This window comes from Candidatus Streptomyces philanthi, assembly GCF_059553635.1.
In genome coordinates this window covers 1-11,861 of sequence record NZ_JCANQV010000186.1, presented here as the reverse complement: position 1 = coordinate 11,861, position 11,861 = coordinate 1, and the positions used below count along the sequence as shown (strand labels likewise).

11 protein-coding genes are annotated in these 11,861 nt (G+C 72.9%); 8 read left to right on the top strand and 3 right to left on the bottom strand.

The window, feature by feature from the left end; genetic code table 11:
- From AC51EU_RS20435 to AC51EU_RS20425, 3 genes are all read left to right on the top strand, one after another.
- The coding region (locus tag AC51EU_RS20435) for a hypothetical protein (RefSeq protein ID WP_496268452.1) at positions 1–884 on the top strand (884 nt) is incomplete at its 5' end.
- Positions 885–937: 53 nt separating this feature from the next.
- A complete protein-coding gene (locus AC51EU_RS20430; RefSeq protein WP_496268451.1) occupies positions 938–2,089 on the top strand; it encodes a hypothetical protein in 1,152 nt (383 codons plus the stop codon).
- Positions 2,089–3,504, top strand: coding sequence for a hypothetical protein (locus AC51EU_RS20425; RefSeq protein ID WP_496268450.1), 1,416 nt, complete (start codon positions 2,089–2,091; stop codon positions 3,502–3,504). The genes AC51EU_RS20430 and AC51EU_RS20425 overlap by 1 nt, the downstream gene beginning before the upstream one ends.
- 68 nt (positions 3,505–3,572) lie before the next feature.
- Here AC51EU_RS20425 and AC51EU_RS20420 read toward each other — a convergent pair whose 3' ends face one another.
- Positions 3,573–5,102, bottom strand: coding sequence for a peptide MFS transporter (locus AC51EU_RS20420; protein ID WP_496268449.1), 1,530 nt, complete (start codon positions 5,100–5,102; stop codon positions 3,573–3,575).
- A gap of 495 nt (positions 5,103–5,597) precedes the next feature.
- Between AC51EU_RS20420 and AC51EU_RS20415 the strand changes: the two genes are divergently transcribed.
- Positions 5,598–6,278 (top strand): response regulator transcription factor, encoded by a 681-nt coding sequence (locus AC51EU_RS20415; RefSeq protein ID WP_496268448.1) that lies wholly within the window; start codon positions 5,598–5,600, stop codon positions 6,276–6,278.
- Between the two features lie 98 nt (positions 6,279–6,376).
- Entirely contained in the window at positions 6,377–7,627 is a 1,251-nt protein-coding gene (locus tag AC51EU_RS20410) for a sensor histidine kinase (protein ID WP_496268447.1), read from the top strand.
- Between the two features lie 18 nt (positions 7,628–7,645).
- On the opposite strand, the gene AC51EU_RS20405 is transcribed toward AC51EU_RS20410, so the two are convergent.
- Positions 7,646–8,191 (bottom strand): GtrA family protein, encoded by a 546-nt coding sequence (locus AC51EU_RS20405; RefSeq protein WP_496268446.1) that lies wholly within the window; start codon positions 8,189–8,191, stop codon positions 7,646–7,648.
- A 158-nt stretch (positions 8,192–8,349) separates the two neighbouring features.
- Entirely contained in the window at positions 8,350–8,772 is a 423-nt protein-coding gene (locus AC51EU_RS20400; RefSeq protein WP_496268445.1) for a protease inhibitor I42 family protein, read from the bottom strand.
- 178 nt (positions 8,773–8,950) lie between these two features.
- On the opposite strand from AC51EU_RS20400, the gene AC51EU_RS20395 reads away from it, so the two are divergent.
- From AC51EU_RS20395 to AC51EU_RS20385, 3 genes are all read left to right on the top strand, one after another.
- On the top strand, positions 8,951–10,111 hold the full coding sequence (locus tag AC51EU_RS20395; protein ID WP_496268453.1) for a 5-(carboxyamino)imidazole ribonucleotide synthase: 1,161 nt from the start codon (positions 8,951–8,953) through the stop codon (positions 10,109–10,111).
- Positions 10,108–10,665 (top strand): 5-(carboxyamino)imidazole ribonucleotide mutase, encoded by a 558-nt coding sequence (gene purE / locus AC51EU_RS20390; RefSeq protein ID WP_496268444.1) that lies wholly within the window; start codon positions 10,108–10,110, stop codon positions 10,663–10,665. Before AC51EU_RS20395 ends, purE begins: the two co-directional genes overlap by 4 nt.
- On the top strand, positions 10,665–11,861 hold a 1,197-nt coding region (locus tag AC51EU_RS20385), incomplete at its 3' end, for a dipeptidase (RefSeq protein WP_496268443.1). The genes purE and AC51EU_RS20385, both read left to right, overlap by 1 nt.

Genomic DNA, 11,861 nt, shown 5'->3' with positions numbered 1-11,861 from the left:
TCTACCTGGAGGGCACCCCCGGCACCGTCCTGCGCGACCGGCTCGCCCTCGACAACCCCGCGGCCCGCCCCGTCACCGTCCGGCTGCGCGGCACCGGCACCGGCACCTGGCTCGCCCTCGCCGCGCGGCGGGTCACCGTCCCCGCGCGGACCCGGGCGACCGTGCCGTTCACCGTGACGGTCCCGGCCGACGCGGCACCCGGCGCCCGGCCCGGCGGGATCGTCGCGGAGAGCGGGACGGGCGGGACGGGGGAGAAGGGCGGGGGCGGGAAACGGGTGACGGTGCGGATCGCGCTGCGGGTCGGCGGGACGCCGCTGGCCGCGCTGTCCGTCGAGGACGTGTCCGTCACCGCGCACGGTGACACCGCCGTCGTCCGGTACGCGCTGGTCAACCGCGGCAGCGTCGCCCTCACCCCGCGCCTCGCGGTCCGCGCCGACGGCCTCTTCGGGCCGGTCCTGCGCCGGCCCGCCCGCGCCCTGCCGGTGACCCTGCCACCGGGGCGCCGTCTCGTCCGCACTCTGACCTGGGCCGATCCGCCCGCTCTCGACAGCGTGCGCCTGCGCCTCACCGCCACCGGGCAGGGGGGTGCTCGGGCGTCGGCGGAGGCGGGGTACACGGCGTTTCCCGGGGGCGCGGTGACGGCCGGTGCGCTTCTTACGGCGGCGGTCGCCGGGGTGGCGGGCCGGGTGTGGTGGCGGAGGAGGCGGGGGCGGGGTGTCGGGGCGGACGTTGGGGCCGTGCCGGAGGTGGCACCGGATCGGGCGTCGGGAACGGCAGGGACGTCGGGAACGGTAGGGGTGTTGGGAACGGCACGGACACCCGCGTCGTCCCCGGGGGCGGTATCCGCGCCTGCGTCACCACGGGCCTCGGGGGTACGCGGATGAACGGGCGGACGGGGTGGACAGGGCGGATGTGGCGGACGGGTCGGACGTACCGGATGGCGCGGAGGGGGACGACGGAGCCGGAATGGGACGCCCCGCCCACACCCCATCTGCGCCCCACATCGCGCCTGTACCCCACACCTCCCTTCCACCCCACCCCTCACAGCCGTCCTACGCCCCGTCACCACCCTCGTCACTCCACTCCCGCCCTCCTCGCCGTACTCCTCGCCCTGTCCTTCCTGGCCGCCCCCGCCACGGCCGCCACTGCCGCCACCCTGGAGACCACCGCCCCAACCATCACCGTCACCCCGACCGAGGCAGGAACGGGCGGCACCATCACCGTCACCGGTCGCGGATGGCGGCACCGGGCGTTGCTCACCCTGCTGATCTGCGGGCAGAACATGATCGGCGGGACGAATTCCTGCGCCAACGGGGACGGCCGGACGGTCACCACGGACGGCGGGGGCGCGTTCCGGACGCGTCTACCGGTTGCCGAACCACCCGCGCCCTGCCCCTGCGTGGTGCATGTGGCGACGGTGACCGGCGCGGCGGCCGCGGCGGACGCGGCGTTCACGGTGGCGGGGCACCCGGTGGCACCGCTGCCGAAGGGCGCGGGCGGGCGGCTCACCGTCCTCGCCCCGCCCCGGCTGACCGGTAGCAGCGGCGTGCTGACCTGGTTCGGCGCGCCGCCGCAGCGGCGGCTGGCCGTCACGGTCGGCAATCTCGGGCCGGCACCCGTCAAAGACCCGGTCTTCGCGGTCGGCACCACGCACGGCGTGCTCGCGCCCCGGTGGGACGAGCAGCGGTGGCGGGGGACGGTGCCCGCGGGCGGAAGGGCCGAGGTGACGCTGCCCGTGGAGCTGGCGGCGGGGGCCCACGGGGACTACCGGGTCTCCCTGAAGTACGGCGGCCGGCTGCTTGCCGAGGCGCCCTGGCAGGTCGGCAGGCCATGGGGCGTGACGTTGTTCTGGGGGCTGTTGTGCGTGGTGGTTCCGACGGCGCTGTTCCGCATCGGGATGGCGGTTGTGGACCGCGTACGCCCGCGCCCCGCACCGCGTACGACCCGCCGCCGCAAGCGGCCGCGCCACGGTGCGCCGCCCGGCGGCTCCGGCGCGCCGGACAGTGCCGCGCTCCCCTGGTTCACCCCGGACACCGCACCGTCCACCTCCTCCACCACCGAACGACCGACGTCGAAAGGTTCTGCGTGATGACGAAACGGAGCAGAGCGGGCATGGCCGCGGCGGCCGCGCTGACGCTCGCGGGTGCGGGCATCGTGGCCTGGGCAGGGCCCGCACAGGCGGCGGACGTCGCGTATGCGACGGAGTGTCAGCCGCCGCCGATCTCGGGGCTGCCGCCGGTCGAGGGCACCACCAAGGTGGCGGTGACCGCGCCCGCGACGGCGAAGGTCGGGGACGAGATCGAGGTGGTCTGGAAGACCGTCGAGGCGGCCTCCAAGAACCCCGACATCCTCGATCTGGACAAGGACACCGTCCAGCCGACCGGCACCATGAAGGTCGCCGGGGCCCAGACCGGCGAGCTGACGGTGCGGGGACCGCGGCAGAACCCGCCGATCCCCAAGAACAGCCCGATGAAGCTCCCGGACATGAAGGGCACCCTCAAGCTGGAGAAGCCCGGCGAGATCACCCTGGCCCCGGGCGGCTACACCATCAACGTCAACAAGCCGCTCTCCACCGACACCGTGTGCACGCCCAAGGCGGACGTGCCGCCCGTCGTCACCATCAAGGTGACGGACGGCTCCGGCGGCACAACGGGCGGCACCACCACCGGGGGCACCACGACCGGGACCACGGACGGCACCACCGGCGGCACTACCTCGGGCGGCACATCCGGCACAGGCGGTACGACCGGCGGCACCGGCACCACCGGCAGCAGCACCACCGGCACCACCGGAGGAACCACCGCCGGCTCCGGCGGCGACGCCGACGGCACCGCGTATCCCGGCAAGGAGGTCCAGGTCCCGTACGCCTGCAAGACCCCCATCGGGGACAAGAAGGCCACGTCCCCGGTCCGGATCGACGCCGTGAAGAAGGGCGGCGGCTACGGCCTGACGGTGAAGTTCGGCCGGTCCGTGATGGACAGTCCGGCGGACATCCCGGCGGGCTCGGTCACCCCGTCGATGGCCGTCGCGGTCGGCGGCGCGGACAAGGGCACCGTCAAGACGGTGGGGCCCGCCAACCCCGGGCCCATCAAGGCGGGGCAGCCGATCGAGATCCCCGACCTGAAGGGCACCTACACCCCGGGCGCCAGTGGTAAGGCGACGCTGACGCCGGGCGTGCTCACCGTCAACGCCCTGGGAACCACCACCACCTGCACCCCGGAGAAGGACCCCGGCGTCTCCCTGGCGCTCGACACCACGGCCCAACCGGGCGGGACCTCGGGCGGCACCTCCGGCACGGGCGGAGCGGCGGCCTCCGGGGGCGGTACGTCCGGCGCCCCGGGCGCCTCAGGAGGCACGGGCGGCGGCAGTGGCGGCAGCCTCGCCGCCACCGGTACCCGCGACCACGGCACACTGACCGCGCTCGGCCTGCTCGCCGGCACCGCCGTCCTCCTTGGCGGCGGCCTCCTCGCCTTCACCCCGTGGCGAAGGCTCCGGCGCGACTGAGCGGACATGCGTAAGGGCCCGGCACGCGGGTGGCGTGCCGGGCCCTCGGCGCTGTCGGTGAGGACGTGTCAGCGCACGTCGCCCATGAGCGCCTCGATCTTCTTGCGGTACATGTGGACCGCGAAGCCGGCGAGTACGGCGAGCACCGCCTCGACCGCGACCACGCCCGTTGTCTTGAGGTTGGCGCCCGCGAGGGAGATCATCGAGGTGACGCAGTCACCGGCGGTGACCGCGAGGAACCACACACCCATCATCTGGCTGGCGTACTTCTCGGGCGCCAGCTTGGTGGTGACGGACAGGCCGACGGGGGAGAGGCACAGCTCACCGATCGTCTGCACCATGTAGATCGACACCAGCCACATCGGGCTGACCTTGGTGCCGTCCGACGCCATCATCATCGGCACGACGAAGACGAAGAACGAGCCGCCTATGGCGACCAGCGCCATCGCGAACTTCACCGTCGTGCTCGGCTCCTGGTTCCTCCGGGCCAGCCACAGCCACAGCCAGGCGATGACCGGGGCCAGCGCCATGACGAACAGCGGGTTCAGCGACTGGAACCAGGTGGCCGGGAAGGACATCCCGAAGACCTCGCCCGTCGTGGAGCCCTTGCCGAAGACCGCGAGCGTGGAACCGCCCTGGTCGTAGATCATCCAGAAGGCGGCGGCGGCGATGAAGAACCAGATGTAGCCGCTCATCTTGGACTGCTCGGTGTCGGTGAGGTCCTTGTCCCGCTTGATGCGGACCAGCACCGCGGTGGGGATGATCAGACCGAGCAGGGAGATCGGGACCAGCGCCCAGTTGAGCGTGAAGGCCCCGGCCATGACGACCGCGGTGTAGAACGCCGCGGTCACGACGACGCCGAGCAGCACATTGCGCACGGCGACCTTGCGCTCCTGGGAGCTCAGCGGGTTCGGGACGATGTTGCTGCGCGGGGCGAAGTGCTTGCTGAACAGCATGAACGGGATCAGGCCGAGCGCCATGCCCACACCGGCGAGGGCGAAGCCCAGGTGCCAGTTGACGACCTCACCGACGGTGCCGATGACGAGGGGGGCGAAGAAGCCGCCGACGTTGATGCCGATGTAGAAGAGGGTGAAGCCACCGTCGCGGCGCGGGTCATCGGGGCCGTCGTAGAGGTGCCCGACCATCGTCGAGATGTTCGCCTTGAGCAGGCCGGAGCCGAGTGCGACCAGCGCCAGGCCCGCGAAGAACGCGGGAGCGCCCGGGAGCGCCAGCGTCAGATGGCCCGCGATGATGACACAGCCCGCGATCAGGACCGTCTTGCGCGGCCCCCAGACGCGGTCACCGAACCAGCCGCCGGGCATGGCGAGCAGATACACCATCGCCAGGTAGACGGCGTAGATGGACGAGGCGGCCGCCGCGGTCATCGCGAGACCACCGCCGTGCAGCCCCTCCTTCAGGCCGTCGGGGCCGCCCGAGATGAGGTAGTACACGAGCAGGGCCCGCATACCGTAGAAGCTGAAGCGCTCCCACATCTCGGTCAGGAAGAGCGGGGCCAGTCCGAGGGGGTGGCCGAAGAAGGTCTTTCCGCCGGCCGCAGGGTTCCCCTGCTCGGCGGTGTCCTTCGTCAGGGACGCCATGGGGTGTTTCCTTGGTCTGTTCAGGACGCGCCGGTCGCACCTCACGCGCCCGTTGTGGGGGTTGACCGGCGCCGGTGTCGACGTGCCCACCCCCACGTCAGAGGGAGCCGGCCCCGTGCGGAGGGCCGGCAGGACGGTCGTACACCGGGAGACCACGCCCCCCGTGCTGCGCTGCGCGGTCGACCCGGTCGACAGGTCATTCACTGATTGCTCCGGGACTCGTGGCCCCGGCCCCGCACACAACAGGGACCGATGACACCGTGTGGGGCGTCATGGTCCCGGGGCTGCGCGACGGACGTTCCCGCCACTTTACGTCCCGTACGGGCACCCGGGGGAGAGGGTGAGAGAACGCTCACAGTCGCATCGGGAACCGTTTGAAACGCGCCCGCGCGAGCCGCTGCCCCTCCGGGCGCCTTGTGCGCCGGGCGTGGCGAGGGGGCGCCCGACCTCGGCCGGGCGCCCCGAGGGCAGGGCACATCGGACTACCATCGGCCCATGACCCGTGTACTGCTCGCCGAGGATGACGCGTCCATCTCGGAGCCGCTGGCCCGCGCCCTGCGCCGCGAGGGTTATGACGTCGAGGTGCGCGAGGACGGCCCCACGGCGCTCGACGCCGGTCTCCAGGGCAGCATCGACCTTCTGGTGCTGGATCTCGGCCTGCCCGGCATGGACGGCCTGGAGGTCGCCCGCCGGCTGCGCAACGAGGGACACTCCTTCCCCATTCTGGTGCTCACCGCCCGCGCCGACGAGGTGGACACCGTCGTCGGTCTCGACGCCGGCGCCGACGACTACGTCACCAAGCCCTTCCGCCTCGCCGAACTGCTCGCCCGCGTCCGGGCCCTGCTGCGCCGCGGCTCCGCCGTCGAGCCCCAGCAGCCGCCCGCCACGCACGGCGTGCGCATCGACGTCGAGTCGCACCGTGCCTGGATGGGCGAGGAGGAACTCCAGCTCACGGCCAAGGAGTTCGACCTGCTGCGGGTCCTGGTCCGGGACGCGGGCCGGGTCGTCACCCGCGACCAGCTGATGCGCGAGGTGTGGGACACCACCTGGTGGTCGTCGACGAAGACGCTGGACATGCACATCTCCTGGCTCCGCAAGAAGCTCGGTGACGACGCGGCCAACCCGCGCTACATCGCCACCGTCCGGGGCGTCGGGTTCCGCTTCGAGAAGAGCTGAGCCCCCGGGGGCCCTCGGCCCCGCCGTCGGGCGGAGGGCGCCCCGCCGCCGGGCGGGCAGCAACAACGCCACACCGACACCCCCGCCCGGAGGGCACCGTGCGCCGCCGCCTGATCAATTCCACCCTCGCCGTGGTGCTCGTCGTGATCGCCGTCTTCGGGCTGTCGCTCGTCGTCGTCGAGACCCGCACCATCCAGGCCGGTGCCCAGGAGAGCGTGGCGTCCGAGGCGGTCCGGCTGATGGGGATCGTCGAGAGCCGGCTCGGCAGCGGGGAGAAGATCACCCCGGAGATCCTCTCCGAACAGATCACCTCGCACCGGTACGCGCAGATCGAGGTGCCCGGCAAGGGCCCGATCGAGATCGGCACCCGCCCCAGCGGGGACGTCATCTCCTCCCGCGTCGAGGGCAACCGCGACGAGGCCGTCACCGTCCAGGAGCCGCGTTCCGAGGTCAACGCGGAGATCGGCCGGACGCTGCTGGTGATCCTGGCCGTCGCCCTGCTGGCGATCGTCGCCGCGGTCATCCTGGCCATACGGCAGGCCCGCCGGCTGACGGCGCCCCTCACCGACCTCGCCGAGACCGCCGAACGCCTCGGCTCCGGCGACCCGCGCCCCCGCCACCGCCGCTACGGCGTCCAGGAGCTCGACCGGGTCGCCGACGTACTGGACGCCAGCGCGGAGCGGATCGCCCGGATGCTCACCGCGGAGCGCCGGCTGGCCGCGGACGCCTCCCACCAGCTGCGGACGCCGCTGACCGCGCTGTCGATGCGACTGGAGGAGATCACCCTCACCGACGACCCGGACACGGTGAAGGAGGAGGCGACCATCGCCCTGACGCAGGTGGAGCGGCTGACGGACGTGGTGCAGCGGCTGCTGACGAACTCCCGCGACCCTCGTTCGGGCTCCGCGGTCGCCTTCGACCTGGACGAGGTCGTCAAGCAGCAGATCGAGGAGTGGCGTCCGGCGTACCGCAGCGCCGGGCGGGCCATCGTGCGCTCCGGGAAGAAGGGGCTGCGGGCCGTCGGCACGCCCGGCGCGGTGGCGCAGGTGCTGGCCACCCTCATCGAGAACTCGCTGATGCACGGGGCCGGGCCGGTCGCGCTGCGCACCCGTGTCACCGGCAACCAGGCCGTCGTCGAGGTCACAGACGCGGGCCCCGGGGTCTCGGCCGACCTCGGCTCCCGGGTCTTCGAGCGGACCGTGTCGGGGCGCAACTCGACGGGCCTGGGGCTGGCGGTGGCCCGCGATCTGGCGGAGGCCGACGGCGGGCGGCTGGAGCTGTTGCAGCAGCATCCGCCGGTGTTCGCGCTGTTCCTGGCGCGTGAGGCGGAGCACCAGCAGGAGGCGTGAGCCCCGCCCGCGGGGGCGCTACCGGCGCGAGGCGCTGTGCCCGCGCTCCCGCGCGCCGCCGCCCGAGTACGCCCGGGTGCTCTCGTCCGTACGGGTGAGGAACGATTCGGCGGTCTCCACGGCCTCGCGGGCGGGCAGGGCGCGGAAGACCCAGGTGCGGTACGACCAGAAGCGGAAGAGGGTGGCGATCCCGATGCCGAGGAACTTGAAGACGTTGCTCTGCAGCGGGCTGTCCCAGCCGAAGCCGTAGGTCGCCGTGTAGAGGACGCCGTTCTCGATGACCAGGCCGACCACGCTGAACAGCAGGAACAGCGTCAGTTCCTTGGTGCGGCCGCGCTTGTCCCGCTCGCGGTAGGCGAAGTAGCGGTAGCCGAGGTAGTTGGTGCCGGTCGCCACGATCGTCGCCACGATGCTGGCCCGGACGACGGGCAGTTCGGTCAGGCTCCGTACGAGATTGAAGACCGCGAAGTTCACCACGACGCCGGCCCCGCCGACCGCACCGAACTTCACCACTTCCCGGGCGAGCGCCTCCAGCCGTGACCGCGCAGCGCTCCGTTGCCTCATGGTGATGGTGTCAGCTCCCGGTCGTGGGCGGTGGCGGTACCGGCCCCGGCCGGCCCCCTCATGCTAACCAGCCCCCGGGGGCCCCGCCCGCCGCACCGTCAGGCCGCGGCGACCTGTCCGGTTCCCGCCGTCCGGTGCGCGGAGCCCGCCGGACGCGGTCAGCGCACGGTGATCCGGAACTCCACGATCCGGTCCCCGGGCTCCTCGGCGGCACCGGCCTCGCACCGCCGGCACGACCGCAGTCGTACGACGGTACGGCCCGCGCGGACCGCCTCGAAGTCCAGATAGCGGTCCGGGGCCGACGGCGGATCGGCGGTGTCCCGGTGGCTGCCCTCGGCGCGCAGGACGGCCGGGTCGGGCGGGGGACCGGCGAGCGCCCAGCGCCGGTCGGGGCCCTCCGGGTCGGGGAGCCGGAGGGAGAAACGTTCGCCCACGTCCACCGGGAAGGCACGCTCCCCGGGACCGTGGACCAAGGGCGCGCACAACTGGACGATCACCGAGTGGACCGCTATGACCAGCGCGGCGACGGCGAGCACGATCACCGCCACCCGGAAATGCCTCGACACCTCGCGATGTCCCATACGCCCCTCCCCATGACGGCGCACTCGCCCGATCGCAAGGCGCCCTGGGCACCGTACGCGCCCTTGGCGGTCCCTACCGGCCGCTACGGAGCAGCCCACTCGGATGATCCTCCAAGCCGCCCTCGGGGTGGAACGGCCGTACGGATACGCTGGGGGCGTGACATTCCCGGTAGTCGGCATGGTCGGCGGCGGTCAGCTCGCCCGTATGACCCACGAGGCGGGCATCCCCCTCGGCATCAAGTTCAAGCTCCTCAGTGACACTCCGCAGGACTCCGCGGCCCAGGTGGTGAGCGATGTCGTCGTCGGCGACTACCGCGACCTGGACACCCTCCGCGCGTTCGCCCGCGGCTGTGACGTGATCACCTTCGACCACGAGCACGTCCCCACCGAGCATCTGCGCGCCCTGGAGGCCGACGGCATCCCCGTACGCCCCGGTCCCGACGCGCTGGTGCACGCCCAGGACAAGGGGGTGATGCGCGCGAAGCTCGACGCGATCGGCGTGCCCTGCCCCCGGCACCGGCTGGTCTCCGACCCCGCCGACGCGGCGGCCTTCGCCGCGGAGCTCGCCGGGCGGGACGCGGACGGGCGGTGGCCGGACGGCGTCGCGGTGGTCCTCAAGACGGTCCGCGGAGGCTACGACGGCAAGGGCGTCTGGGTCGTACGATCCTCCGAGGAGGCGGCCGAACCGTTCCTCGCCGGGGTCCCCGTCCTCGCCGAGGAGAAGGTCCCCTTCGTCCGCGAGCTGGCCGCCAACGTCGTGCGCTCCCCGCACGGCCAGGCCGTCGCGTACCCCGTCGTGGAGTCGGTCCAGGTCGACGGCGTCTGCGACACGGTCATCGCCCCCGCGCCCGGCCTCGACGGCGAGCTGGCCGCCCGCGCCCAGCAGCTCGCCCTGCGGATCGCCGACGCGCTCGGCGTCGTCGGCCATCTCGCGGTGGAACTGTTCGAGGTCACCGGCGCCGACGGCGAACCGGCCGTCCTCGTCAACGAACTGGCCATGCGCCCGCACAACTCCGGCCACTGGACCCAGGACGGCGCGATCACCTCGCAGTTCGCCAACCATGTGCGCGCCGTGCTCGACCTCCCGCTCGGCGACCCGCGCCCCCGCGCCCGCTGGACGGTGATGGCCAACGTCCTCGGCGGCGACTACCCCGACATGTATGCCGCGTACCTCCATTGCATGGCACGCGACCCGCAGCTGAAGATTCACATGTACGGGAAGGACGTGAAGCCCGGCCGCAAGGTCGGACACGTCAACACCTACGGCGACGACCTGGCCGACGTGCGTGAGCGCGCCGCGCACGCCGCCGGCTACCTGCGAGGAACGATCACCGAATGAGCTCCAGCTCCGCAGGGGCGCCCGCCGCCCCCGCCCCCCTGGTCGGCATCGTCATGGGCTCCGACTCCGACTGGCCTGTCATGGAGGCCGCCGCCAAGGCCCTCGACGAGTTCTCCGTCCCCTACGAGGTCGATGTCGTCTCCGCGCACCGCATGCCCCGCGAGATGATCGCGTACGGCGAGGACGCGGCCGACCGCGGCCTCAAGGCGATCATCGCGGGCGCCGGCGGCGCCGCCCACCTGCCCGGCATGCTCGCCTCGGTCACCCCGCTGCCGGTCATCGGCGTACCCGTACCGCTGAAGTACCTGGACGGGATGGACTCGCTGCTGTCCATCGTCCAGATGCCGGCCGGTGTGCCCGTCGCCACCGTCTCGGTCGGCGGCGCCCGCAACGCCGGACTGCTCGCCGCCCGGATGCTCGCCGCCCACGACCCGGCGCTCCTCGGCCGGATGCGGGACTTCCAGCAGGAACTCAACGACCAGGCCACCGAGAAGGGCCGCCGGCTGCGCGACAAGGCCGCCGGCGCCAACGGCTTCGGCTTCGGGGCCCAGTGATGGGGGCCCGCACCGACGACCCCCGCATAGCCGCGCTGCTCGCCGAGTACCCCGTCGTCGACGGGCACAACGACCTGCCCTGGGCACTGCGCGAGCAGGTCCGCTACGACCTCGCCCGCCGCGACCTCACGGCCGACCAGTCGGCGTATCTGCACACCGACATCCCCCGGCTGCGGGCCGGCGGCGTCGGCGCGCAGTTCTGGTCGGTCTACGTCCGCAGCGACTACGCGGGTGACCAGGCGGTCAGTGCCACCCTCGAACAGGTCGACGTGGTGCGCCAGCTGGCCGCCCGTTACCCCGACGACCTGCGGATCGCGCTCACCGCCGACGACATGGAGGCGGCCCGCGCGGACGGCGTCATCGCGTCCCTGATGGGTGCCGAGGGCGGCCACTCCATCCACAACTCGCTGGCCACCCTGCGCGCCCTGTACCGGCTCGGTGTCCGGTACATGACGCTCACCCACAACGACAGCCTCGACTGGGCGGACTCGGCGACCGACGCGCCGCGCGCGGGCGGACTGACCGCCTTCGGCGAGGAGGTCGTCCGCGAGATGAACCGCCTCGGCATGCTCGTCGACCTCTCGCACGTCGCCCCCGACACCATGCGCGCCGCACTGCGCGTCAGCACCGCGCCGGTGGTCTTCTCGCACTCCTCCTCCCGGGCGGTCTGCGACCACCCCCGCAACATCCCCGACGACGTCCTCGCCCAGCTGCCCGCCAACGGCGGCATCGCGATGGCCACCTTCGTCCCGAAGTTCGTCATCGGCGCGATGGGGGAGTGGACGCTGCGCGCCGACGCGAACATGCGGGCGCACGGCTTCCACCACCTGGACACCACCCCCGAGGCGATGGCCGTCCAGCACGCCTTCGAGGCCGAGCACCCCCGGCCGCGGGCGTCCGCCGCGGACGTCGCCGACCACCTCGACCACATGCGCGAGGTCGCCGGCATCGACCACCTCGGCCTCGGCGGCGACTACGACGGCACCGCCTTCACCCCGTCCGACCTCGCCGATGTCGCGGGCTACCCCCGCCTCCTCGCCGAACTGCTCGACCGCAACTGGTCGCCCGACGACCTCACCAAGCTCACCTGGCGCAACGCGGTCCGCACCCTGCGCGCCGCCGAGGACGTGGCCCGCGCGGAGCAGGCCCGCCGCGGCCCCTCGAACGCGACGATCGAGGAGCTGGACGGCGCGGCC

Bases quoted from the DNA above. Each gene is read 5' to 3' on its own strand.
- AC51EU_RS20430 (WP_496268451.1), top strand. From the start codon at position 938: ATGGCGCGGAGGGGGACGACGGAGCCGGAATGGGACGCCCCGCCCACA.
- AC51EU_RS20425 (WP_496268450.1), top strand. From the start codon at position 2,089: ATGACGAAACGGAGCAGAGCGGGCATGGCCGCGGCGGCCGCGCTGACG.
- AC51EU_RS20395 (WP_496268453.1), top strand. From the start codon at position 8,951: ATGGTCGGCGGCGGTCAGCTCGCCCGTATGACCCACGAGGCGGGCATC.
- purE (WP_496268444.1), top strand. From the start codon at position 10,108: ATGAGCTCCAGCTCCGCAGGGGCGCCCGCCGCCCCCGCCCCCCTGGTC.
- AC51EU_RS20420 (WP_496268449.1), bottom strand. From the start codon at position 5,102: ATGGCGTCCCTGACGAAGGACACCGCCGAGCAGGGGAACCCTGCGGCC.
- AC51EU_RS20405 (WP_496268446.1), bottom strand. From the start codon at position 8,191: ATGAGGCAACGGAGCGCTGCGCGGTCACGGCTGGAGGCGCTCGCCCGG.
- AC51EU_RS20400 (WP_496268445.1), bottom strand. From the start codon at position 8,772: ATGGGACATCGCGAGGTGTCGAGGCATTTCCGGGTGGCGGTGATCGTG.
- AC51EU_RS20415 (WP_496268448.1), top strand. From the start codon at position 5,598: ATGACCCGTGTACTGCTCGCCGAGGATGACGCGTCCATCTCGGAGCCG.